The following is a 23890-nucleotide window of genomic DNA, read 5'->3' on the forward strand; positions in this document are numbered from 1 at the left end:
TGTTTTCCCAATGGTTTTCCGCGTTGCCTCAGGCGGAGGGTTTGGTGCCGCAGAGCATTTCCCGCTTTCCGGCAAATCCCTTTCTGCGCTCCAGGTCAAAACCGGCGGCGATGAGATTGCGGCGGACGAAGCCGGCGGCGGCGTAAGTGGCGAATGTGCCCCCCGGCGCCGTTTTCGCAAACAGCGCCTGCATGATCTCCAGTGACCACATGTCCGGGTTACGCGCTGGCGCAAAGCCATCGAGAAACCAGGCGTCGAAACTCTCATCGCTCCTGGAAATGCCGGCAAGTGCCTCTCCGCAGACCACCGTGAGGCGGGTTGCATCGTCCAGTTCGATATCGATGCGGCCTTGCGGCTCGGCCGGCCAGCGGGCGACAAGCGCCTTGCGTTCGGCGTCCACTTCGGGCCAGCGGGAGAGCGCCCGGTCGATCTCGTCCGCTTTCATAGGGTAAAGTTCAAAGGAGATGAAATGCAGCGTGGAGCGGCCGTTGTGGACCTCTTTCCACTGGCGCCAGGTCTCGCAGAGATTGAGGCCGGTGCCGAAGCCCAGCTCGCCGATGCGGAAAACGCCGTCGCGTTCGAGCCAGCGTTGCGGCAACCCGTTTCCGGACAGGAAGACATGGCCGCATTCCAGCCTGCCATCCGTCTGGCAATAAAAATGATCGTCAAAGGCCAGCGAATAGGGCATATCCCCGTTACGCCAGTCGAGCGCCGTCTGGCTTTTTCCGGCTGCCGAACCGGTTTCTGCGCCAGTCTCTCTGCCAGTCTCTTTGATAGTGTCGTTGGAATTTTTCATGGCTAAAGCCGATAATCCCGCTTTCGAACAGGGTCAATCACCAAGAACACCTTTGCCGGGTTCGGTGCCGCTCCTCATCGTCGGCGGCGGCATCATGGGCCTGTGGGCTGCGGTGAAGGCGGAACGGCTCGGTATCGATAGCCTGCTGGTGGAGGCGGGTCGTTTTGGTGGCGGCGCGAGCGGCGGGCTTCTGGGCGCCCTGATGCCGCATATGCCGGACCGCTGGTCAGACAAAAAACAGTTTCAGTTCGATGCTCTTGTCGCGCTGGAAGAGGAGATCGCCGGGCTGGAGGCGCAAACCGGACTTTCCGGCGGTTATCGACGCTGCGGCCGTATCATTCCGCTGCCCAAGCCGCATCTGCGCAGCATTGCCGAGCGCCATGAGCGGGATGCGGAAGAGAACTGGCGATCGGGCGAACGCCGGTTCCATTGGCATGTGGACGAGAGGCCGTCGGTCTCAGGCTGGGTGGGTGATGCGGCGGGCGAGGCGGGCTTTGTCTTCGACACGCTGGCGGCAAGGGTCTCGCCACGCGCCATGATCGCGCTGCTCTCGGCTTTTCTCCGCAAGGCGCGGCATGTGCAGGTGGCGGAAGGCTGCCGGGTTGTGTCCCTTGATGCGGATGTCGGGCGGGCGGCGTTGTCTTCGGGAGAGGAGCTAAGCTTCGGCCATGTCGTGGTCGCCAACGGCCATGATTCCTTTCCCCTGATCCGTGACGCTCTCGGTCTGGAAGCGGGGGTTGCACTCGGGCAGGCGGTAAAGGGGCAGGCGGCGCTGCTTGATGCCGCCGCTGATCCGGCCATGCCGGTCGTGTTCCTCAATGGTCTTTACATCGTGCCGCACGAGGATGGCACCGTTGCGATCGGCAGTACCAGCGAAGATTGTTTTTCGGAGCCCTTCAGTACCGATGAGAAGCTTGAAAAGCTGCTTGCCGACGCCTGCGCCATCGTGCCTTCGCTTGCCGGCGCCCCGGTGCTCGAACGCTGGGCCGGGCTGCGCCCGAAGGCGGTAGGGAGAGACCCGATGGTGGGTGCAATGACCGGCACTCCGAAACTCGTTGCACTCTCTGGCGGTTTCAAGGTGAGCTTTGGTCTGGCACATTTTCTGGCGGATGCGGCGTTACAAACCGTGTGCGGTCACACGCCTGTCATCCCTTCGGGCTTTCGCCTTCGAGAACACGTGAGTATTGCCTCAGCAGACTTTAGAAAGTTCTGATCAGGCCTTTCACGTCGTTAATCTGTCACGCAAATCACTTATCTGCTGGCCTGCAAAGAGGCCGGTTTGTCCGCATTCGCGGCGAGGTGACAGCGCATGCGATACGCCATTCATTTCACGCCTTCCCCCAATGACCCGCTGACGCTGGCTGCCGCCGCGTGGCTGGGGCGCGATGCCTATTCCGGTCATGCGGTGGAGCCGCCGGGCATGATCGATCTCGGCATGCAGGAGATTTCCTACCATACCGCCTTGCCACGCCGTTATGGTTTCCATGGCACGATAAAGGCCCCTTTCCGTCTTGCGGAGGGCCAGTCCGAGGCGGCGTTGCTGCGCGACCTGATGTATTTTTCCGGCAGGCAGGATCCCTTTATGCTGCCGCAACTGGTGGTGGCAAGACACGACAATGTCTTCAGCCTCGTTCCCGAGCGTCCCTGTGAAGTGCTGCATTTCTTTGCGGCCCGCGTGGTGCAGGAATTCGACCGCTATCGGGCGCCGCTCTCTGAGGCGGAAATCGAGCGTGCCGATCCGGATCGGCTGTCGGCCTCGCAACTCACCAATCTGCATCGTTGGGGCAGCCCGCATGTTATGGATGAGTTCCGTTTCCAGATGTCGCTGACGGGTGGCGTGGAACCTTCCAGCAGCCAGAGGATCGAGCGGGCCGTACGCAAGGTTTTCGAGCCGTTGTTGACCCGGACGCTGCCATTTTCCAGCCTGGCGCTTTTCATCGAGGATGAGCCGGGTGCGCCTTTCCGCGTGCATTCGCTGCACCCCATGGGCCGCGTTTCTGCCCGCAAGATCGCCTGAGGGGCGGTCGCCTATAATCGTATACAAAAAAGCATCGAAATGTCGGCAAGATTGTCTCGACATTCCGGATGCGAATGCTACCGTTCGGCATCGCATATCCGAAACGCGCCTGCCTGTCCGGTCCGGCAAGGTTCGGAGGTTTGTCTCATCTCCCGGAACCGGCTTGCGCCCCGGGAGAGATGTTCTGGGTGGCTGAATGATTTCTGAAAACTATTCCCGCAATCTGGTGGGCTATGGCCGCAATGTTCCCGATCCAAAATGGCCGGGCGGCGCGCGCATCGCCGTGCAATTCGTCATCAATTACGAGGAAGGCGGCGAGAGCTGCATTCTCGACAATGACAAGGCGTCGGAATCGCTGCTGTCGGAAATCGTCGGCGCGCAGCCCTGGCCCGGCCAGCGCAACCTGAACATGGAATCGATCTATGAATATGGCTCGCGCGCCGGATTCTGGCGGCTGTGGCGCATGTTCACCGGGCTTGGCGTCACCACCACCGTTTACGGCGTGACCGCCGCCATGGCCCGCAACCCCGAGGCCGTAGCGGCCATGAAGGAAGCGGGCTGGGAAATCGCCAGCCACGGTTACCGCTGGCTGGAATATAAGGATTTTTCTGAAGAGGAAGAGCGCAAACATATAGTCGAGGCGGTGCGCCTGCATACGGAACTGACGGGTGAACGTCCCTATGGCCTGTATCAGGGCAAGCCATCCGACAACACGCTGCGCCTCGTCATGGAGGAGGGCGGCTTCCTGTATTCTTCCGATTCCTATGCCGATGATCTGCCCTATTGGGTGAAGGGTGTGAAAGACGAACCTTTCCTGATTATTCCCTATACGCTCGAAACCAACGACATGCGTTTCGCCACGCCGCAGGGGTTCAATTCCGGCGACCAGTTCTTCACTTATCTGAAGGATGCCTTCGATGTGCTTTACCAAGAGGGTGTCGAAGGCGCTCCGAAGATGATGAGCATCGGCCTGCATTGCCGTCTTGTCGGCCGACCCGGTCGTGCGGCGGCACTTCGCCGTTTCATCGAATATGTACTCGGCCATGAGAAAGTTTGGATCCCGCAGCGCATCGAGATTGCCCGTCACTGGCATGAACATCACAAGCCGGAGACGCTCTGATGGTGACGCGTGATGACTTCGTCACCCGTTTCGGCGGCGTTTTCGAGCATTCGCCTTTTATCGCCGAACGGGCCTATGATGCCGGCGGAGCGGGCCTGGAGCTAACGGCGAAGGCGATTCACGCCGTGTTGAGCGCTCAGTTTCGCGCGGCTTCGGAGGCGGAAAGGCTCGGCGTATTGCGGGCGCATCCCGATCTGGCCGGCAAGCTGGCGATTGCAGGCGAGTTGACGGCGGACAGCCGCAACGAGCAGGCAGGTGCGGGGCTGGACCGGCTTACCCCTGAAGAACATGCCCGTTTTACCCAATTGAATGGCGCCTATACCCAGAAATTCGGTTTCCCCTTCATCATCGCGGTCAAGGGACTGAACAGGCACGATATTCTCTCGGCCTTCGAGACCCGCATCGGCAACGACGCGGCGCAAGAATTCGCGACCGCGACGGCGCAGGTGGAAAAGATCGCCTGGCTGCGCCTTTCGGCGATGCTGCCGGAAGGCTGAATTGGCGAGTGGTGGCCGTTCTGCTAGAATCGCGTCATCTGGAGATCGAGAGAATGAGACCTTCCGAGGTACTGGAAAAGAACAGGGAAGCGATCCGCGAAGCGACGAAGCGCTTCAACGCGGCAAACCCGCGCGTGTTCGGCTCCGTCGCCCGTGGCGAGGACCGGCCGGATAGCGATCTCGATATTCTGGTGGATGCGCTGCCGGGCACGACGCTGTTTGATCTCGGGGGATTATTGGAAGAGCTATCGACCATCATGCGCGGCACAGACATTCATCTGTTAACGCCGGGGGACTTTCCCGAGCGCGTCCGTGTGAAGGTTCTGCAGGAAGCGAAGCCTGTATGAGTGTCGAGCGGCTGCACGTTTATCTTCAGGATATCAGGCAAGTTGCTTTAGAAACCATCGACTTCGTCCGGTCGAACACAAAGGATGAGTTTCTGGCTGATCTTGTCCGTCAACGCGCCGTCGCGATGAACCTTCTGATTATCGGGGAAACGACCGCGCGAATAATGGAAGAGTTTCCCGCTTTCGTGGCCGATTTCCCCGATATTCCATGGGTGAAAATGCGCGGAATGCGAAACAGGATCGCGCATGGCTATATGAGCATCAATCTGGAAACCGTGTGGGATACAACACAGACGGCAATACCTGATCTTCTGGACAAACTCTCCCTTCTCCGAAACTGGCATGCCCAAGGTGAATGACATTTGACTGATTTTCTCGACATAAAGCCCCTTACCAAGCAAGCATTCGCATCCTTCGGCGATGTGATCGAAAGCACACCTTCGTCCATGCGCTACATCAATGGTGGCCAGACCGAGCGGCATCACGCGCTTGCAGCGCCGGAGGCTGCGGGCGAGGGGGGGCGTGTCATTCTCAATATCTTTCGTGGGCAGCCGCGCGCCTTTCCGCATGAAATCGAAATGATGGAGCGGCATCCCCTCGGCAGTCAGAGTTTTTCACCGCTCTCGGGCCGGCCTTTCCTCGTTGTCGTGGCGGAGGATGAGGGCGGCAAGCCCTCCCGGCCGCAGGTGTTTCTGGCGCGGGGCGATCAGGGCGTAAATTACCGCCGCAATGTCTGGCATTATCCGCTGATGCCGTTGCAGGCGGTTTCGGATTTTCTGGTTGCCGATCGCGAGGGGCCGGGTAACAATCTGGAAGAGTATTTTTTCGATGAGCCCTTTATGATCGCGGAGCCCAGCCTATGACCGGTTTGACCACCCATGTCCTCGATGCCGCCCATGGCACGCCGGCGCAAGGGTTGACGATCGAGCTCTACCGGCTCTCCGGTGATCGCCGCGAGAAGCTGAGGACGGTGCAGACCAATAGCGACGGCCGTGTCGATGGCGGGCCGCTGCTTGCCGACGACAGTTTCAAGGCCGGGGAATATGAGCTGGTTTTCCATGCTGGCGATTATCTGCGCGGCAAGGGCGTTGTGCTGCCGGAACCGGCCTTTCTCGATATTATCCCGATCCGTTTCGGCATTGCCGATGAGAGCGGCCACTATCACGTGCCGCTTCTGCTTTCGCCCTATAGCTATTCCACCTATCGAGGAAGCTGACGCTTATGATCTTTGCCGCCATTGCTGATATTCATGGAAACTGCGCAGCACTGGAAGCCGTGCTGGAGGATATTGCGAAGCTAGGCATTACGGATATCGTCAATCTCGGAGATTGTTTCAGTGGTCCGCTGGAGGCGGGGTTTACCGGTGACGTGCTTGTTGGCAAATGGATACCCAGCATTCGCGGCAACCATGATCGCGAACTGATCGAGCGCGCGCCGGAAGAGATGGGCAGCTGGGAACGGCCGGCACATGCGCAGCTGACCGCCGCGCATCTGGACTGGCTGCATACCCTGCCGTTCAGTATGGTGTTCAAGGATATCGCCTATTGCTGCCATGGTTCGCCGCTCGGCGATCTTGACTACTGGCTGGAAACGCTGTCGCCGGAAGGTGTGCTGAGACTGCGGCCACTTGCCGAAATAGAGGAGAGGGCGGAAGGTATCACACAGCCGCTGATGCTGTGTGGCCATACGCATATCCCCCGCGCGGTGCAGCTTTCCGATGGCCGCCTGATCGTCAATCCCGGCAGCGTCGGCTGCCCCGGCTGGAAGGATGACACGCCTTTTGACCATCATGTCGAGGCCGGGCATCCGCTTGCCACCTATGCCGTGCTGGAAGAGACCGGGCGTGGCTGGCAGGTTCATTTTCGGAATATCCGCTACGACAATCTTGCCATGTCGGAAATGGCGCGGGTCAACGGCATTCCCTATCTCGCCGATGCGCTGACGGGCGGGTGGCTCAAGCGCTGAATCACCCCTCGCTCGTCATCACCACGCAGGCATAGGACTGAGCCTTCAGTTCCTTGCAGGCCGAGACCGCTGAAGACTGGTCTTCGAAGCCGGTGAAACGGGCGCGGTAAAGCGTTGCCGAGCCGCTTTGCACGGCTTCGGTATAGGGGGCGATCCCGCCATAGCTGCCGATATTGGAACGGGCACTGGCAAGCAGTGAGCGCGCCGCAGCTTCGCTGTCGGTTGCGGCAATCTGCACTTCCCAGCGGCTTCTCTGGCCGGTCGTAGCGGCGGCGGGGGCAGGCCTTGGAATGGCGGAGACCTGCATCATATCGGCCATCTGGCTGTTGGCCGTGGCGATTTGCATGGCAACGGGGTCGGCGCGGCGTTCGGCAAACATGGGGAGCGGTACGGCCGCGGGCGGCACGGCGGCGGCGGCGACATCGAAGGTGCGGCTGACATTGGCGCTGGCGACGAGCTGTTCGCTGTTGCGGCTTCTCGATGCCTGCGGCATGGCCTTGTCGAGAAGGGCGGCCATCTGCGCATCGCGGCTGCGCGCAGTCTTGCCCCCCAGCACGACGCCGACGACGCGGCGGCCATTGTGATTGATGGCGCTGACGAGGTTGAAGCCGGAGGCATTGGTGTAACCGGTCTTGATGCCGTCCATGCCCTGATAACGATACATCAGATTGTTGTGGCCGCGGATGCGTTTGCCCCGGAAGCTGAAGGATTCCATGGCAAAGAGGCCGTACTCCTTGGGAAAGTCGCGCTGCAGCGCCAGGCCGAGCTTTGCCATGTCACGCGCTGTCGTCACCTGCGACTTGTTGGGCAGGCCGGACGCGTTGCGGAACACCGTTTTGGTCATGCCGAGCTGGCGGGCCTTGCGGGTCATCATCTCGGCGAACCGTGCCTCGGAGCCACCGAGGTGATCGCCCATACCTTCGGCCATGTCATTGGCGGATTTGACGATCATGCCGTAAACGGCCTCGCGCACGGTGAAGGTCTGGCCCTGGCGCACGTAAAGCTTCGAGGGGATGACCGATGCGCCGTTCTTGGACATGGTTATCTTCTGGTCCCAACGAAGCCGGCCGGCGTGCAGCGCCTCGAAGGTCATATACAGCGTCATCATTTTGGTGAGCGAGGCGGGGTGGTTCAGCACATCCGCATTGCGGGCGGCCAGAACCTTGCCGGTATTGGCATCCATGATGAAATGGGCATAGCCCGCCTGCGCAGGCGATGCCTGCAATGAGAGGATCGCGCAAAAGAAGGCGAGTGCGAAAACCCATGCACCCGCCATTCCCCGTTTGATCGTTCCCAACATAATACACCCCTTTTTGTTCGATCGCCGCGATGGGCGAAGTTTTACTGACACTTTCCGGCAACAAAACCGCTAAAACTTTAGAGATCGCTTTCATGCTTAATTAAGTATGAATTTCAAGCCGGCCGTAGCCCTCACAATTTCCTTGCAAAGAAACCAACCATCCGGTATGTTTATGCCCATGAAAAATGCACATGAGCGAAAAAAGCAGCCTGAAATCGTTCGCCGCAATCTTCTCGATTGCGCGGCGAAACTCGCTGCGGAGCAGGGTGTTGCGGCGCTTTCCGTGCAGGCGGTGGCCGATGCCGCCGGGGTGACGAAGGGTGGGTTGTTTCATCATTTTCCCTCCAAGCAGGCACTGCTGGAAGCCGTGATGACTGACCTTCTGTCGGCTCTGGACGCTGAGATTGACGACCTCGTCTCACAGGATTGTGAAGCTTTTGGGAGCTTCACAAGGGCCTATGTGAACGCGGTTTTCTCGGATCGGGGCAGGGATTCGGGCAGGCAATGGGCAGCGATCTCGGTTTCCATGGTCGGTGAACCGTCGCTTCGGCGCATGTGGAACAGCTGGATTGAGGGACGTCTTGCCCGTCATAAAGATACGGATGACGGGGTGGTACTGGAGATGGTGCGGCTTGCAGCTGACGGCATCTGGTTTGCCGATCTACTGGCCGATGATGGCAAAGCGGGTGGCGACAGGGCGCCTCTGAGGGCCAGGATGATCGCCCAGACGAAAAAGGAAGCGGAACGATGAACGCGGCTGTTTTGACCTATGGGGCGCTTGTCGCGGCCATCGTCTGCGAGGTCATCGCAACTTCCTTTCTGCAGCAATCGCAGCAGTTCACCAGGTTGTTGCCAACGGTGCTGATGGCGCTGTTTTACGGCGCAGCCTTTTATCTCCTGTCGTTCACGTTGCGGGCGCTGCCGGTCGGTGTGGCCTATGCGATCTGGAGTGGGCTCGGCATCGTGCTGATTTCGGCCATCGGTTATTTCGTTTTCCGCCAGACGCTGGATATCGCCGCCGTCATCGGCCTCGGCTTCATCATCACCGGTGTGGTGATCGTGAATGTGTTTTCGAAGACGGTGGGGCACTAGGCTCTCTTGTCCTCATCCCTGTGCCTGTCATAGGGATGAGGGAGGCAGCGTATAATGCACTTTCTGGCACGGTCGGCTCTGAGGCTCCGCCCCATCCACTCCACATCACCATCACCATCACGCCAGAATGCTGCGATCCACGTCCGTAATCAGCCTTTTGCCGCATAGCGCCATGCTGACATCCATTTCCTTGCGGATGATCTCGAGCGCGGTCGTCACGCCCTGCTTGCCATCCGCACCGAGACCATAAAGGAAGGGTCGGCCGATATAGGTGCCCTTGGCGCCGAGTGCTACCGCCTTCAGCACGTCCTGGCCGGAGCGAATGCCGCCGTCCATATGTACCTCGACCCTGTCGCCGACAGCATCGACGATCTTCGGCAGCATGGCGATAGAGGAGTGTGCGCCGTCGAGCTGGCGACCGCCGTGGTTGGAGACGATGATGGCGTCCGCGCCGGTATCGAGCGAGGCGCGTGCATCTTCCTCGTCGAGAATGCCCTTGAGGATAAGCTTGCCGCCCCAACGCTCCTTGATCCATTGGACATCCTTCCACGACAGGCGCGGATCGAATTGCTCGGCCGTCCAAGAGGAGAGCGACGAGAGGTCGGAGACGTTCTTGGCGTGGCCGACGATGTTACCGAAGCTGCGGCGCTTGGTGCGCGCCATGTCCAGGCACCATTTGGGCCGGGTCGCCATCTGCCAGATGTGTTTCGGGGTGAATTTCGGCGGGGCCGAGAGGCCGTTGCGCAGATCCTTGTGGCGCTGGCCGAGAATTTGCAGGTCGAGCGTCAGCACCAGCGCCGAGCAACCGGCTGCCTTGGCGCGGTCGATTAGATTATTGACGAAGTCGCGGTCCTTCATCACGTAAAGCTGGAACCAGAAGGGTTTCGAGGTGACGGAAGCGACATCCTCGATGGAGCAGATGCTCATGGTCGACAGCGTAAAGGGCACGCCGAATTCCTCAGCGGCCTTGGCGGCCAGCATTTCGCCATCGGCATGCTGCATGCCCGTAAGGCCGGTGGGGGAGAGTGCGACCGGCATAGACACCTTCTCGCCGACCATTTCGGTGGCGAGCGACCTGTCGGTCATATCCACCAGAACGCGCTGGCGGAGCTTTATCTTCGCAAAATCGTCCTCATTGGCGCGATAGGTGCTTTCTGTCCACGCGCCGCTATCGGCGTAGTCGAAAAACATCTTTGGCACACGTCGTTGCGCCCGGTTTTTCAGGTCCGCTATGGTCAGGATTTTGCCCATGGATAAAGCCTTCACATTTGAATGATGGCTTCACCTAGCATATTCTATTTGGATGCGCGAGTTCGTCGATCGCAGTTTTAGGTTTTTTTGGATCGCTTGCATCTAGAAATCAGAGTTGAGTTTTCATTGGAAACCGGCAATCTGTAGTTATCTTATCTCCGTGGAATTGTTGCTCATGTCATCTTCCTTTTTTAAAATTCTTGCAGCCGCTCTTATATCTCCAAATATTGCTCTCGCAGCAGAGTGCCCTACGATTAAGAGCGACAAGAATGGATTTGTACTCAGTCACAGTGGCGTGCAAAGCGCGTTCAAAACAGCGGGGCCTGTCGTTTCCGTAGAACATGGCTTTGCTGACGGCGGAAAACAAAAGGCATTTCTTTATCAAGGCCTTATAGAAATTTCTCGTTCAGGAAGTGACGACGATTACAATGCTTATTTTACATCGAATCTTTCTTCGTTCTGGCCTCTGAAAGTTGGTGCTCGCCGGACTTTCGACTTCATTCCGCTGAAGGCTGATGCCTTTAAGGAGAAGTGGACTCTGAGTCTTAACGTTACAAAACGGCGATCTTTTTCTATTGGCTATTGCAGTTATGATGTTTTTAACGTGGTTTACGACGTCAGGAGAAACGACGAGGAAGTCGAGCGGTGGACCGCGGTCTATGCGCCTGATCTGCTTGCAACGGTTGCAAAGATCTACGACGAAGGTACCAATAACGAAGAAACTGTGAGCTACACTGCGATCAAGCCGCTAAAATAAGGTTCTTGCCGGTTTGGCCACAGCACGGGTTAACTCCAGAAAGCTCGAAAGAATAATTCAGCGCCCAACACGAGCAGGCAGATAAGGAACCAGCGCCGGAACGTTGTCGGGCTGACGATATGGCGTATTTTCTGACCGAGCCACATGCCGGCAAGTGCTGGCAGGACGGCCAGTGCAGAAAGTGACAGATGCTCGACGTGAAAAGCATTCTGAGAAGCAAGGCCAGCGGCGAGCGCGATGGTTGAGACCGTAAAGGAAAGGCCAAGCGCCTGCACCAGATCATCGCGGCTAAAACCAAGCGACTGGATATAGGGCACGGCGGGTACGACGAAAATTCCGGTGCCGCCTGTCAGAAGGCCCGTCACCAGCCCCATGACGGGGGAGAGTTTTGGTTCCAGCCTTGCCGGAACCGAGACGGGTTTAGCAAGCAGGCTATAGGCGGCGTAGGCCGCAAGGCACAGGCCGAGCGCCGAGGTGGTCCAGACGCCGGTGCCTGATGTCATCAGCCGGATGCCGATGAGGGTGCCGAGGGTGATAGCGATCATCATCGGCCACAGCCGCTTCACAATGGCCCGGAAATCAGGCCCAGCCAGCAATTGCCAGATATTGGTGATGAAGGAGGGCAGGATAAGCAATCCGGCGGCGATGACCGGAGGCATGAAAAGGCCGAGCACGCCCATGGCGACGGTGGGCAGTCCCATGCCGGTCACCCCCTTGACGATGCCTGCGATGATGAAGGTCGCGAGAACCATGAGCATGGTGGTTGTGTCTAGGTTCGGCACCGGGCACTCCAGAGGTCATTCGCACTCGGCCGAAATGGCGTCAGGCAATCATCTGGAGCGAGCGAGTGCCGCTTGTTTCTTCTCCCCGCCGGGGAGAAGGTCGCGGCAGCGGGATGAGGGGGCAAGCTCTCCGAAATCCGGCAACGTTGCCCCCTCATCCGACCCTTCGGGCCACCTTCTCCCCGGCGGGGAGAAGAAAGACGCGGCACCCGCTCGATCCAGTATGTGACGGATGTAAACGAGTTAGCAGCTTTATGTTTCGGCCGCAGCCGAACTATGCCAGCACGCTCTTCATCGGCTGGCCGGCCACATAGGTCTCCACCACCGTGCGGTCGTCGCCCATGGTTAGCATCAGGAACAGTTCTTCCGTGAGGCTGTTCACCACTTCCATCTTCAGGGCCATGGCTGACGTCGAGGAGGCGTTCAGCACGGTGATGTCGGCATCCGTGCCGGCCTCCAGCGTGCCGATGCGGTCGACCATGGAGAGTGCTTCGGCATTGCCGCGGGTCATCAGATACCAGCTTTCCAGCGGGTTGAGACGTTCGCCCAGCAATTGCTGGATTTTGTACGCCTCGTCCATGGTGCGCAGCATGGAATAACTCGATCCGCCGCCGATGTCGGTGGCGACGGCGATGCGAACAGGCTTTTCGCGCCGCTGCAGCTTTTTCATCGGGAAGAGGCCGGAGCCGATGAAGAGGTTCGAGGTGGGGCAATGCACGGCTACCGCGCCGGTTTCCGACAACACATCCGCCTCGCGGTCAGAGAGGTGGATGGCGTGGCCGAGCAGGGTCTTTTTGCCCATCAGGCCGTAACGCACATAGATGTCGGTATAGTCGGTCGCTTCGCGGTAGAGCTCGCAGGTATATTTTATCTCGTCCAGATTTTCGGACAGATGCGTCTGGATGAAGAGATCGGGAAATTCCTGCGCCAGCGCCTGTGCGGCTTCCATCTGCTTCGGTGTGGAGGTGATGGCGAAGCGTGGGGTGATGGCGACGTGGTTGCGGCCCTTGCCGTGCCAGTCGGCGATGACGGCGCGCGTCTCGTCATAGGAGGTTTCCGGTGTGTCCAGCAGGCCCTGCGGGGCGTTGCGGTCCATCATCACCTTGCCGCCGACCATCAGCATGTTGCGCTTCATCGCTTCAGCGAAGAAGGCGTCGGCGGAGGTCTTGTGTACGGAGCAATAGGCGGCGGCCGTGGTGGTGCCGTGGCGCAGAAGCTCGTCATAGAAGTGTGTGGCGATGCGTTGAGCGTGTGCACTTTCAACGAAACGGCATTCTTCCGGGAAGGTATAGGTGTTCAGCCATTCCAGCAGGTTGGCGGCATAGGAGCCGATGACCTGCATTTGCGGGAAATGCAGGTGCATGTCGATGAGGCCGGGCACGATGAGATGCGGGCGGTGGTCCTTTTCCTCGACGTCTTCGGGTGCTGTCTTACGGATATCGGCGTATTCGCCGATGGCGGCGATCTTGCCGTTTTCGAGAAGCAGGCCGCCATCTTCGATATAGAGATAGCTTTGCGTATCGTCGATTGCGAGCGGCGCGCGGCGGAAGCTCAGCAGGCGGCCACGCAGCAGAACCAGGCTCATTCAGTCTTTCCTTCGGCTTTTCCAGCCCCGGAGACCGCACTCTCATACCAGGCGGTCAGCACCTTGCGCTCATCCGGGGTGATGGCGGTGATGTTGCCCGGAGGCATGGCATGGCTGCGGCCGGCTTGCAAATAGATTTCGCGCGCATGGGCGGCGATCTGTTCGTCGGTTTCGAGCTTTACGGATTTCGGTGTGAAGGGCACGCCTTCCCACACCGGCTCGACCGCATGGCACATGGAACAGCGGCCCTGAACCACTTCACGCGCCTTGGCGAAATGGGCGTCGACGACGAATTGCTGCTGCATCGGCGACAGTGTCGCGGCCTTCTGTTCTTCTTCGCCGGTCAGCACCTTCGGCACAGTGGAAAGCCACATGATGACGATGAAGATCAGCGCGGTCAGCAGCCAGGTCCAAGTCGGCTTGCCCTTGCGGGCATGGGTGGTGTTGAACCAGTGGCGGATGGTGACGCCCATCAGGAAGACCAGTGCGGCGATGATCCAATTAAACTGCGTGGCAAAGGCCAGCGGATAATGGTTCGACAGCATGAAGAAGATGACGGGCAGCGTCAGGTAGTTGTTGTGCAGCGAGCGCTGCTTGGCGATGCGGCCATATTTCGGGTCCGGCGTGCGCCCGGCGACGAGGTCGGCCACGACGATCTTCTGGTTCGGAATGATGATGAAGAACACGTTCGCCGACATGATGGTGGCGGTGAAGGCACCGAGATGCAGGAACGCGGCGCGGCCGGTGAAGACCTGCGTATAACCCCATGCCATCGCCACCAGCGCGACATAGAGCACGATCATCAGGCCCCAGGTATTGTTGCCAAGCGGCGATTTGCAGAGGAAATCGTAAAACAACCAGCCAATGGCAAGCGAGGCGAGCGACAGACAGATGGCCTGGAACTGGGTAAGCGCCAGCACCGAATGATCGATGAGGAAGAGATCCGCGCCGCCATAATAAACGATGCAGAGCATGGCGAAGCCGGAAAGCCAGGTGACATAGCTTTCCCATTTGAACCATGTCAGGTGCTCGGGCATCTGGGCAGGCGCGACCAGATATTTCTGGATGTGATAAAAGCCGCCGCCATGCACCTGCCATTCCTCGCCATAGGCCCCCGGCGGCAGATGCGGCCGTTTGACCAGCCCGAGATCGAGCGCGATGAAATAAAAGGATGAGCCGATCCAGGCGATGGCGGTGATGACGTGGAGCCAGCGGACGGCAAAGGCCATCCATTCCCACGCAATGGCATATTCGTACATGCGGTTCCCCTGATCCTTGTGCAGCGCACCTTGCGAGAAATTTGACCTTTAGGAAAGGGAAAAGCAGAGGGCGGGAGGTGATTGTTCACAATCCGGTTCGCTTGTGTCCACAACATCGGCCGAAGTGGCTCGCCTCTGGCTGCAAGCCCGGTAAAGTTGCAGCGGAGGTTTGCTGTCGCATAGTTTGTGCTTAGCTGGCTAACGCGACTCAGCTATTATCCTTTGTGCAGCCTGCCAATGTGCTAAAATAAAAGGCTGCGGAGCTTTGGAGTGCCCTGTGTCCGAAAGGACCCGGCAGAGGACGCTCTAACTTTTTAAGTGGCGCATCGTCCCTGTCGAAAATCTGTCTCGATTTTCGGGGTGATGCGCAGGGCTCCCATGACATGTTTCGCTGGCGGTTCATGCCGAAAGCGGGTGCTGCGAACCCTGGGGCGGGGGCAGTTCAGGGGGCAGTGTCGCAGTTCCCGGTGCCATCGCGTCCGGGTGCGTGTTGATGTGTGGAATTTGAATAAAGGGACGCAATGACCTTCCGGCAACCGCCGTTGTTTCAACGGAGACCATGCCGATGCGCCTTGTTCTGACGGTTCTCTTCCTGCTTTTGGCGTTCACCGCCACAGCGCTTGCCCATGAATCCCACAAGGGGTTCAAATATGAAAGCTATTGCTGCAACGGCGATGCCCAGACGGGAGATTGCCAGATGATCCCCACGCGAAGCGTTCGTGTCACGCCGGATGGTTATGAGGTGTCGCTGGCCCCCGGCGATCATCGCATGGTCACGCGGCGGCATGTCTTCAACTGGTCGCAACGCGAGGCGAGACGGTCTGAGGACGGCGAATATCATCTCTGCCTCTTCCCGGATGAAGACACGCCGCGCTGTTTTTATGCGCCGGACATGGGGTATTGAGATGGCCGCGGCCGGCTTTCCTCGATCCGCTGCAATATCCAGTCGCGAAACAGCCTTATCTTGCGGATATTCCTGCGATTTTCAGGGTAGACCAGCCAATAGTTCTGTCCTTCGCTGCTAAGATGCTCGAAGGGTTGATACAGCCGGCCGAGTGCAATTTCGTCCGCATAAAGTTCAGGGGTGAGCATGGCCACGCCCTGGCTGGCGATGGCCGCCGCGGCTTCGAATGCCTGGACGTTAAGGCGGCTGCGCGGATAACGGTCGAGGCCCGGATTTTCGACACCTACTTCCTGAAACCATTGGCTCCACCAGATGTCGCCGGGATCGATGATGCGCAGGCGCAGAAGATCCTCCGGCTTTTTCAATCCGCCGATGGTTTCGGCAAGGTCGGGATGCAGCATCGGCGTATAAACGCCCCTGACAAGCCGGTGATAAATCAACCCCTTGCCATCGTCGTTGCTCCAGCGGATGGCGACATCGCAGTCGGACTGCGCAAAATCGATCAAGGCGTTGGAGGTCTCCAGCCGGACGGCGATCGAAGGATGTTCAAGCTGGAAGGCACCCAAATGTCGTGAAAGCCAGCGTGATGCGAAAGTGGCGGTGGAATGAATGGTCAGCGTCGTGTCTGACGTGTCACGCACATTGTCGACGGCTTCCCGCAGGCTGTTAAAGGCCTCGGCCACTCTTGGCGCCAGCTTCTGCCCGGCCTCGGTCAGCTGAACCTGGCGCGCTTTGCGTATGAACAGCGGCTCGCCGATATTCTCTTCCAGCAGCTTCACCTGATAGCTGACCGCCGTCTGCGTCATGCCCAGTTCCTCGCCAGCCCTGGTGAAACTCAAATGCCTGGCAGCGGCTTCGAACACGCGCAAGGCATTCAGCGGGAACTGGCGAGACATTTTCATGGATAAGTTCTCTTTATGCTAATCGCCAAAGGTTTCATTGGTTTTTACTCATAAATCAGAGCATTTTTAGCCCAGCTCATCAACTAAGCTTCTGACATTTTTGAATGGAGACGAACATGCGCACAGCACTCTTGCGCGCGTGGTCCCGCCTGCGTGCGGGCCTGCGGACAGCGGAACGGTTTGCCCTTGAAAGCATTGCGCCGGACAATCTGGCGGATGAAAGCCTGCCCGACGGGCTCAGGCGTGATCTTGGCCTTGAGGATGGCCGTGTCGATTTTCGTTGCGACGGATTTCGGCAGCGGAAAATGCTTGCAACAACTCGGCTGCCACAAGGGCCGCTATGACGGCGGGGCGCTTGTCCCTGACGCTATTGCCACCGATCGGCAAAGTGAGTTTTGCAAAGCGGGAAGGCGCTTCGCCCTCCCGCTCCAGCCAATGGGAGAAGGTGGCGCGTTTGGTCTTTGAACCGATCATGCCGACATAGACGAGATCGTCGCGGGCAAGCGCTTCCTTGGCTATGAGGAAATCGAGCGCGTGATCATGGGTGACGATGATCGCTGCCCCGTTTGCCGGGATTTTCGCGACGAGCGCCTCCGGCATGGGAGTGAGCACGGATGTGGCATCGGCTGGAAGATCGTGCAACTCCGTTTCCCGCGTCTCCACCACTGTCAGCGTCAGGGGCAGCAGCGACAGCGCTTCGGCCAGCGCCTTGCCGACATGACCCGCCCCGAAAATGAAGACGGCGGGCTGCTGTTCGGCTTCGCCTTTCAGCCGCGTCTCAAGAGCGACCGCGATCTCCTTCGTCACCCGCCGGAAGCGGATGAGGGTGCGGCCGCCGCAGCATTGGCCGATTTCCGGGCCGAGCGGAATATCCATGCGGTCCTCGGCCGCACCATTCCTCAACATGGCGCGGGCATGGTCCATCGCCATATATTCGAACTGTCCGCCACCGATTGTTGCCCACAGCGCATCCTGACTCACCAGCATGAAGGTTCCGGCTTCACGCGGCGAGGAGCCCTTGACGGCCTCGATTTCCACGAGGATCGCGGCGGGGAAGCGGGCGAGGAAGTTGGAAAGGGAGGTGTCAGGCATTTGTTGGCCCCCTCACACCTTCTTCAGCCGTTCCACCGCCATCAGAACCCGTTCGGGCGTTGCCGGCGCATCGAGGCGCGGGCAGACCTTGTAATCGGCGACGGAGGCGACCGCCATGGAGAGGGCTTCGAGAACCGAGATCGCCAGCATGAAGGGCGGTTCGCCCACGGCCTTGGAGCGGCCGATGGTGGGTTCGGCATTTTCCGCCCATTCCGCCAGCTTGACGTTGAAACTCTTCGGCCGGTCGGAGGCGAGCGGTATCTTGTAGGTGGAGGGAGCATGGGTGCGCAGCCGTCCCTTGCCATCCCACCACAATTCTTCCGTCGTCAGCCAGCCCATGCCCTGCACGAAGGCGCCCTCGATCTGGCCGATATCGATGGCCGGGTTGAGCGATTTGCCGACATCGTGGAGGATATCGGTGCGTTCCGTCAGATATTCGCCGGTCAGCGTATCGATGGATACTTCCGAGCAGGCCGCGCCATAGGCGAAATAATAAAACGGCGTGCCTCGTCCCGCAGCACGGTCCCAGTGGATTTTTGGCGTCTTGTAAAAACCGGCGGCGGAAAGCTGCACGCGGGCGAAATAGGCCTTTTTGATGAAGTCGTTAAAGGCGATTTCTTCGAGGCCGATGCGCACACGGTTCGGCAGGAAGACGACTTCTTCTTCCGGCACGTTCCAGTTCTCGGCAGCGAATTTGATCAGGCGTTCGCGAATCTGGCGGGCGGCGTCATAGGCAGCCATGCCGTTAAGGTCGGTGCCTGACGAGGCGGCGGTGGCTGACGTGTTCGGCACCTTGCCCGTGGTCGTGGCGGTAATCTTCACCCTGTTGATATCCACCTGGAAGGCATCGGCCACCACCTGCGCCACCTTGGTGTAGAGTCCCTGGCCCATTTCGGTGCCGCCATGGTTCAGGTGAATCGAGCCGTCATTATAGATATGCACCAGCGCACCCGCCTGGTTGAAGGCGGTCATGGTGAAGGAGATGCCGAATTTGACAGGGGTGAGCGCGATGCCTTTGCGGATGATCGGACTGGTCTTGTTGAACTCGACAATGGCCTGCCTGCGTGCGCGATAATCGCTGGAGCTTTCCAGCTCCTCGACAACGCGGGCGATGATGTTGTCCTCGACTTCCTGATGATAGGGCGTCGTGGTGCGGCCGGAGCCGGTCTCGCCATAGAAATTCAGCTTGCGGATATCGAGCGGGTCCTTGCCGACGGCATAGGCGATTTCTTCGATGAACCGTTCCGCCCCCAGCATGCCCTGCGGGCCGCCGAAACCGCGAAAGGCGGTGTTGGAGACGGTGTGGGTTTTCAGCGGCCGCGAGGTGAGGTGCACATGCGGATAGAAATAGCTGGAATCGGCATGGAAAAGCGCGCGATCGGTGACCGGGCCGGAAAGGTCAGAGGAAAAACCGCAGCGGGCGGCATAGGTGGCGTCGACGGCGTGGATGCGGCCTTCCTCATCAAAGCCCAACTCGTAGTCGACGCGGAAATCGTGGCGTTTGCCTGTTGCCGTCATGTCCTCGTCGCGGTCGGGGCGGATTTTCACGGCCCGGTTCAGCTTCTTGGCGGCGATGGCGCAGAGAGCGGCGAACTGGTTGCCCTGCGTTTCCTTGCCACCGAAGCCGCCGCCCATGCGGCGCACCTGAACCGTCACGGCATTAGACGGCACTTGCAATATGTGGCTGACAATGTGCTGGATTTCGCTCGGATGCTGGGTGGAACTCCACACCGTCACCTCGTCATCCTCTCCCGGCACGGCCATGGCGATGTGGCTCTCGAGATAAAAATGCTCCTGCCCGCCAATGCGCATCGTGCCGGTCAGGTGGCGTGGAGCGACATCCATTTCGATCTTGGCATCGCCGCGCTTCAGCGTCATTGGGTCGATGACGAGCGCGCCGCCATTTTCAATCGCCGTATCGATGTCGGTGAAATGCGGCAGATCCTTATAGGTGATCTTGGCCTTGCGGGCCGCCTTTCTGGCGATATCGCGGGTTTCGGCGAAAACCGCGAAGATCGGCTGACCGTGGAATTCGACCTTTGTCTCGGCAAGCAAAGGTTCGTCGTGACGACCGCCGGACGAGACGTCGTTTTCGCCGGGCACGTCCTTACCGGTCATGACCCAGAGCACGCCCGGCGTGGCTTCCACCTCGGAAAGGTCCATCGAGAGGATTTCCGCATGGGCGCGGTCGGCAAGGCCGAGTGCCCCGTGGATCAGTCCGGCGGGTTCGGGAATATCGTCGATATATTCGGCGCTGCCGGTCACATGCTTATGGGCGGAATCGTGCCGGAGCGAGGTGTGCGTCGGACCGTCGATTTCTGTTTTGGTCTTTTCGAAGCTTGTGGTGTCCATGGTTCAAGCTCCTTCTTGGTGAATTATGGCATATGACAGCGATAATAGTCCCTCATTCCTGTGCTTGTCACAGGAATCCAGCCAGCCCAAGTCCTTGGGCTGAAAAGAGTCTTTCGCCACGCAGACGCGCGTCTGCTGGATTCCTGTGACAAGCACAGGAATGAGGGAGGATGCGGGTGTCGCCATCGCCATCGTCACGCCTCCTCCAGCAAGAAACGGCTGAGTTCCTGCGTCTCCCCGGAGGTCTCCAGAAAGAACCTCGTCAGCAGGTTCTTGGCGGTCAGTTGCCGATATTCGGCGGTCGCGCGCCAGTCGGTCAGCGGTGTGAAATCCTCGTCCAGCGCATCGCGCGCCGCATCGATTGTTTCCTGGCGCCACGCCTTACCGAGAAGCGCGGCCTCCAGATGTGCCGCGCGTTTCGGCGTGCCGGCCATGCCACCAAAGGCGATGCGGATGTCTTCGACTGCGCCATCGGCATCAAGCGCCAGATTGAAAGCCCCGCAGAGCGCGGAAATATCCTCGTCGCGGCGCTTGGAAATCTTGTAGACGGCGTAGTGACTTTCCGGCTTCTGGAACGGAATGAAAAGCTTTTCGACGAATTCGCCGCTCAGCCGGTCCTGTTTGCCATAGTCGATGAAATAGCTTTCGAGCGGCACGGTGCGGCTGCCGGACGACGAGCGCAGGGTGAGTGTGGCCCCGAGCGCGATCAGCGCCGGTGGTGTGTCGCCGATGGGCGAGCCATTGGCGATGTTGCCGCCGATGGTGCCCATATTGCGCACCTGCGCGCCGCCGAGGCGATCGAACAACCGGGCAAGCGGCGGGAAATGCTCTGCCATGGTCTTGAACGCCTGGCTGTAGGTGACGCCGGCGCCCAGCGTGATGCCGTCTTCATCCACGGTGATTGTCTGCAAATCCCCGAGATTGTTGATGAAGATAACGGGGTTCAGCGCCCGCATCTGCTTCGTCACCCACAGGCCGACATCGGTCGAGCCGGCGACGATGGTAGCCTTCGGCTCGGCGGCGTAAATCTCCGTCAGGTCGGAAAGCGTCACCGGAATGATAGTGCGATCCTCGCCTTTGACGACGGTAATCGTCTCGTTTTCACTGACGGCCCATAGCCTTGCCATGATGTCGGTGCGGTCGCGTTGCAGCGGGTCGAAGAGCGCGCTCGGGCGGGCGGCGGCGATTTTTTCGGCGGCCTTCACGATCGGCTCGTAACCCGTGCATCGACAGAGATTGCCTTGCAGCGCCTTTTCAATATCGGCGCGGCCGGGGTTTTCGCTGGTCAGCCACAGGCCGTAAAGCGACATGATGAAACCCGGCGTGCAGAAACCGCATTGCGAGCCGTGGAAATCCACCATGGCCTGCTGCACGGGGTGCAATGTGCCGTCGCGGGCGGCCAGATGCTCCACCGTGACGACATGGGTGCCGTGCAGCGAGCCCAGAAAACGGATGCAGGCATTGACACTTTCATATCGCAGCGAACCGTCCAGCAGCCGCCCGACCAGCACCGTGCAGGCGCCACAGTCGCCTTCCGCGCAGCCTTCCTTTGTCCCGGTCAACCGCCTGCTGATGCGGAGGTAATCGAGAAGCGTATCCGTCGGTCCGAAATCCCTAAGCGAGATGGTTTCGCTGTTGAGGATGAAGCTGATCGCGTCTTTCATGTAATGCCTTGCTGTTCTGACCGGCTGCCGAGCCGGTTTCTTGTCATTATCCCGATACATCTATGCACGCCCTTGCGCGCATATCGATTTCCGTTTTGGCAATTCATTGTTTCCATAACGGAAAGAAAATCTGGCAATTATTGCGCCGTCCAGCCGCCATCCACGGAAATATGCGTGCCTGTGATATTGCTTGCCGCGTCACTTGCCAGAAATAGGGCCGCGGCGGCCACATCATCGACGGTGACGAATTGCTTGGTTGCCTGCAACTCCAGCATCACGTCGTTCTTTACCGCCTCTTCGCTGATGCCGCGCACCTTGGCCATCTCAGGTATCTGCTTTTCGACGAGCGGTGTCAGCACATAGCCGGGACAGATGGCGTTGACGGTGACGCCGGTCTGCGCCAGCTCCAGCGCCGCCGTCTTCGTCAGGCCCATGATGCCATGCTTGGCCGCCACATAGGCCGATTTGAACGGCGAGGCGACGAGGCCGTGGGCTGAGGAAATGTTGATGATGCGGCCTTTACCGGCCTTCTTCATCAGCGGTATCGCAGCGCGCATCGTATGGAAGGAACTGGTCAGATTGATGGCGATGATCCAGTCCCATTTTTCCGTCGGAAATTCCTCGATGGGCGCGATATGCTGAATGCCGGCATTGTTGATGAGGACATCCACAGAGCCAAGCTTTTCATGGGAGGAATTGATGAGGTCGGCAATCTCGTCCGGTTTCGTCATATCGGCGGGGTGGTAAAGCACGCGCCCACCGCTTTCTGCTTCCAGCAAAAGGCGCAGTTTTTCAATCTCGTCTTCGTCGCCGAAACCGTTCAGCACGATATTGGCGCCTTCCCTTGCAAATCTCTGGGCAATGCCAAGGCCGATGCCGCTTGTAGAGCCTGTGACGATAACTGTCCGATGCATGCTTTCCCCTTTTTGCATTACTTCGCACATATTTAAGCAGCCTATGCCCAAAGGGGGCGGGCTGGCAATCGCCATTTAGGATTGAGGGTGCAAGGCGCTTCGTGTGGTCGCGGTCATCGATTTTTTCGACGCTAAACTTCCAGATTTTAGGTTTGTCTGAATGACCCTCCGTGCCTATCTCTCATGCAAGCAAACAGAGGTATCGTTTATGGAACTCGGTCTTTACACATTCGCGGATGTCAATCCCAATCCCGTCGATGGCCGCGGGCCGGAAGGCGCACGCCGTCTGAAGGATCTTCTGGAGGAAATAGAGCTTGCCGACCAGGTCGGGCTCGATGTTTTCGGGCTGGGCGAGCATCACCGCCCTGACTATGTCGCCTCCTCGCCCTCAACGGTGTTGGCCGCGGCAGCGGTAAAGACAAAGAACATTCGGCTGACGAGCGCCGTCTCGGTGCTGAGCTCGGATGATCCGGTGCGGGTGTTCCAGCAATTTTCGACTGTCGATCTTCTGTCGAACGGCCGTGCCGAGATCATGGCCGGACGCGGTTCCTTCATCGAATCCTATCCGCTGTTCGGTTACGATCTCGAAGATTACGACGTTCTCTTCGCCGAAAAGCTCGATCTGCTTCTGGCGCTGCGCGAACAGGAAATCGTTACCTGGTCCGGAACCAAACACCCGGCCATCAATGGTCGCGGCGTCTATCCGCGTCCGTTGCAGGAGCGTCTGCCCGTCTGGATCGCCGTTGGCGGCACGCCGCAATCGGTGGCGCGGGCTGGCGCCATGGGCCTGCCGGTGGCGCTAGCCATCATCGGCGGGGAATATCGCCGCTTCGCACCGCTGTTCGATCTCTACCACGAGGCAGCACGACGGGCGGGTCAGGAGAAAACGAAACTGCGCACCAGCATCAATGTGCACGGCTTCATCGCTGACACCACCGACAAGGCGGCCGACCAGTTTTACGGGCCGCAGGCGGAAGTGATGAACCGCATTGGCCGCGAGCGCGGCTGGGGGCCAACGAATCGCGCCCATTTCGATGCGGCGCGTGGACCCGAGGGCAATCTCTTCCTTGGCGAACCGGAACTGGTGGCGGAAAAGATCATCAAGGCGCATGGCGTCTTCAAAAACGATCGCTTCCTGCTGCAGATGGCCATCGGCCTGATGCCGCATGGCCAGATCATGCGTGGCATCGAGCTTTATGGTACGAAAGTCGCCCCGATCGTCAGAAAAGAATTGACGGGGAGTGCCGATCCGGTGAAAGCCACGGCCTGATGATTACCAAGGCGGGCGTTTTCA

The 23890-nt window shown here is 59.2% G+C and carries 25 protein-coding genes; 14 read left to right on the forward strand and 11 right to left on the reverse strand.

Translation table 11 applies throughout. The features are described from left to right. Positions 1–28 precede the first annotated feature (28 nt). The gene (mnmD, locus tag ACFVTJ_RS01255; protein ID WP_386903937.1) at positions 29–796 is read right to left on the reverse strand and encodes a tRNA (5-methylaminomethyl-2-thiouridine)(34)-methyltransferase MnmD; all 768 of its coding nucleotides are present in this window, start codon (positions 794–796) and stop codon (positions 29–31) included. On the opposite strand from mnmD, the gene ACFVTJ_RS01260 reads away from it, so the two are divergent. The 9 genes from ACFVTJ_RS01260 (at position 795) to ACFVTJ_RS01300 (ending at position 6742) form a co-directional block, all read left to right on the forward strand. Further along, entirely contained in the window at positions 795–2009 is a 1215-nt protein-coding gene (locus tag ACFVTJ_RS01260; RefSeq protein WP_386903939.1) for an NAD(P)/FAD-dependent oxidoreductase, read from the forward strand. The genes mnmD and ACFVTJ_RS01260 overlap by 2 nt on opposite strands. A gap of 96 nt (positions 2010–2105) precedes the next feature. Continuing rightward, positions 2106–2813 carry a DUF1045 domain-containing protein gene (locus ACFVTJ_RS01265; protein WP_386903941.1) on the forward strand — a complete coding sequence of 236 codons (708 nt, stop codon included), beginning with the start codon at positions 2106–2108 and terminating at the stop codon, positions 2811–2813. Between the two features lie 196 nt (positions 2814–3009). Next, positions 3010–3933, forward strand: coding sequence for an allantoinase PuuE (puuE, locus tag ACFVTJ_RS01270; RefSeq protein WP_386903943.1), 924 nt, complete (start codon positions 3010–3012; stop codon positions 3931–3933). Then, a complete protein-coding gene (uraD, locus tag ACFVTJ_RS01275) occupies positions 3933–4430 on the forward strand; it encodes a 2-oxo-4-hydroxy-4-carboxy-5-ureidoimidazoline decarboxylase (protein WP_386903945.1) in 498 nt (165 codons plus the stop codon). The genes puuE and uraD overlap by 1 nt, the downstream gene beginning before the upstream one ends. Positions 4431–4483: 53 nt before the next feature. After that, on the forward strand, positions 4484–4777 hold the full coding sequence (locus ACFVTJ_RS01280; protein ID WP_386903946.1) for a nucleotidyltransferase family protein: 294 nt from the start codon (positions 4484–4486) through the stop codon (positions 4775–4777). Beyond that, positions 4774–5136, forward strand: coding sequence for a DUF86 domain-containing protein (locus ACFVTJ_RS01285; RefSeq protein WP_386903948.1), 363 nt, complete (start codon positions 4774–4776; stop codon positions 5134–5136). The genes ACFVTJ_RS01280 and ACFVTJ_RS01285 overlap by 4 nt, the downstream gene beginning before the upstream one ends. Positions 5137–5139: 3 nt before the next feature. Beyond that, the gene (locus ACFVTJ_RS01290) at positions 5140–5640 is read left to right on the forward strand and encodes an ureidoglycolate lyase (protein ID WP_386903950.1); all 501 of its coding nucleotides are present in this window, start codon (positions 5140–5142) and stop codon (positions 5638–5640) included. Continuing rightward, positions 5637–5993, forward strand: coding sequence for a hydroxyisourate hydrolase (uraH, locus tag ACFVTJ_RS01295; protein ID WP_386903951.1), 357 nt, complete (start codon positions 5637–5639; stop codon positions 5991–5993). Before ACFVTJ_RS01290 ends, uraH begins: the two co-directional genes overlap by 4 nt. Before the next feature lie 5 nt (positions 5994–5998). After that, a complete protein-coding gene (locus tag ACFVTJ_RS01300; protein ID WP_386903953.1) occupies positions 5999–6742 on the forward strand; it encodes a metallophosphoesterase family protein in 744 nt (247 codons plus the stop codon). A gap of 1 nt (position 6743) precedes the next feature. On the opposite strand, the gene ACFVTJ_RS01305 is transcribed toward ACFVTJ_RS01300, so the two are convergent. Then, on the reverse strand, positions 6744–8018 hold the full coding sequence (locus ACFVTJ_RS01305; RefSeq protein WP_386905231.1) for a serine hydrolase: 1275 nt from the start codon (positions 8016–8018) through the stop codon (positions 6744–6746). A gap of 190 nt (positions 8019–8208) precedes the next feature. On the opposite strand from ACFVTJ_RS01305, the gene ACFVTJ_RS01310 reads away from it, so the two are divergent. Both ACFVTJ_RS01310 and ACFVTJ_RS01315 read left to right on the forward strand, forming a co-directional pair. Next, the gene (locus tag ACFVTJ_RS01310) at positions 8209–8793 is read left to right on the forward strand and encodes a TetR/AcrR family transcriptional regulator (protein WP_386903955.1); all 585 of its coding nucleotides are present in this window, start codon (positions 8209–8211) and stop codon (positions 8791–8793) included. Then, entirely contained in the window at positions 8790–9134 is a 345-nt protein-coding gene (locus ACFVTJ_RS01315) for a DMT family transporter (protein WP_386903956.1), read from the forward strand. Before ACFVTJ_RS01310 ends, ACFVTJ_RS01315 begins: the two co-directional genes overlap by 4 nt. A 117-nt stretch (positions 9135–9251) precedes the next feature. Here the strand turns inward: ACFVTJ_RS01315 and ACFVTJ_RS01320 are convergent, their stop codons facing one another. Continuing rightward, positions 9252–10385, reverse strand: coding sequence for an L-lactate dehydrogenase (locus tag ACFVTJ_RS01320; RefSeq protein WP_386903958.1), 1134 nt, complete (start codon positions 10383–10385; stop codon positions 9252–9254). Positions 10386–10560: 175 nt separating this feature from the next. Between ACFVTJ_RS01320 and ACFVTJ_RS01325 the strand changes: the two genes are divergently transcribed. Next, the gene (locus ACFVTJ_RS01325) at positions 10561–11142 is read left to right on the forward strand and encodes a hypothetical protein (protein WP_386903960.1); all 582 of its coding nucleotides are present in this window, start codon (positions 10561–10563) and stop codon (positions 11140–11142) included. A gap of 29 nt (positions 11143–11171) precedes the next feature. Here the strand turns inward: ACFVTJ_RS01325 and ACFVTJ_RS01330 are convergent, their stop codons facing one another. From ACFVTJ_RS01330 to puuD, 3 genes are all read right to left on the reverse strand, one after another. Beyond that, positions 11172–11894, reverse strand: a complete 723-nt coding sequence (locus ACFVTJ_RS01330; RefSeq protein ID WP_386905233.1) for a sulfite exporter TauE/SafE family protein — start codon at positions 11892–11894, stop codon at positions 11172–11174. A 304-nt stretch (positions 11895–12198) separates the two neighbouring features. Then, the gene (gene guaD, locus ACFVTJ_RS01335) at positions 12199–13509 is read right to left on the reverse strand and encodes a guanine deaminase (RefSeq protein WP_386903962.1); all 1311 of its coding nucleotides are present in this window, start codon (positions 13507–13509) and stop codon (positions 12199–12201) included. After that, positions 13506–14768 carry a urate hydroxylase PuuD gene (gene puuD / locus ACFVTJ_RS01340; protein ID WP_386903964.1) on the reverse strand — a complete coding sequence of 421 codons (1263 nt, stop codon included), beginning with the start codon at positions 14766–14768 and terminating at the stop codon, positions 13506–13508. Before puuD ends, guaD begins: the two co-directional genes overlap by 4 nt. 565 nt (positions 14769–15333) lie before the next feature. On the opposite strand from puuD, the gene ACFVTJ_RS01345 reads away from it, so the two are divergent. Further along, positions 15334–15672: a hypothetical protein gene (locus tag ACFVTJ_RS01345; RefSeq protein WP_035220103.1), complete on the forward strand. Its 339-nt coding sequence runs from the start codon at positions 15334–15336 to the stop codon at positions 15670–15672. Here the strand turns inward: ACFVTJ_RS01345 and ACFVTJ_RS01350 are convergent. From ACFVTJ_RS01350 to ACFVTJ_RS01370, 5 genes are all read right to left on the reverse strand, one after another. Then, the gene (locus ACFVTJ_RS01350; protein ID WP_386903967.1) at positions 15648–16574 is read right to left on the reverse strand and encodes a LysR substrate-binding domain-containing protein; all 927 of its coding nucleotides are present in this window, start codon (positions 16572–16574) and stop codon (positions 15648–15650) included. The two genes, ACFVTJ_RS01345 and ACFVTJ_RS01350, sit on opposite strands and share 25 nt — an antisense overlap. 237 nt (positions 16575–16811) lie before the next feature. Continuing rightward, on the reverse strand, positions 16812–17666 hold the full coding sequence (gene xdhC, locus ACFVTJ_RS01355; RefSeq protein WP_386903968.1) for a xanthine dehydrogenase accessory protein XdhC: 855 nt from the start codon (positions 17664–17666) through the stop codon (positions 16812–16814). Between the two features lie 12 nt (positions 17667–17678). Beyond that, complete coding sequence (xdhB, locus tag ACFVTJ_RS01360; protein WP_386903970.1) at positions 17679–20018, reverse strand: xanthine dehydrogenase molybdopterin binding subunit; 2340 nt, start codon at positions 20016–20018, stop codon at positions 17679–17681. Positions 20019–20212: 194 nt separating this feature from the next. Further along, entirely contained in the window at positions 20213–21682 is a 1470-nt protein-coding gene (gene xdhA, locus ACFVTJ_RS01365; protein ID WP_386903971.1) for a xanthine dehydrogenase small subunit, read from the reverse strand. A gap of 137 nt (positions 21683–21819) precedes the next feature. Next, positions 21820–22596 carry a 3-hydroxybutyrate dehydrogenase gene (locus ACFVTJ_RS01370; RefSeq protein ID WP_386903973.1) on the reverse strand — a complete coding sequence of 259 codons (777 nt, stop codon included), beginning with the start codon at positions 22594–22596 and terminating at the stop codon, positions 21820–21822. Positions 22597–22804: 208 nt separating this feature from the next. Between ACFVTJ_RS01370 and ACFVTJ_RS01375 the strand changes: the two genes are divergently transcribed. After that, positions 22805–23866: an LLM class flavin-dependent oxidoreductase gene (locus ACFVTJ_RS01375; RefSeq protein ID WP_386903974.1), complete on the forward strand. Its 1062-nt coding sequence runs from the start codon at positions 22805–22807 to the stop codon at positions 23864–23866. Positions 23867–23890: the final 24 nt, after the last annotated feature.

This window comes from Agrobacterium sp. NPDC058088 (assembly GCF_042885035.1).
Taxonomy (GTDB): Bacteria; Pseudomonadota; Alphaproteobacteria; order Rhizobiales; family Rhizobiaceae; genus Agrobacterium.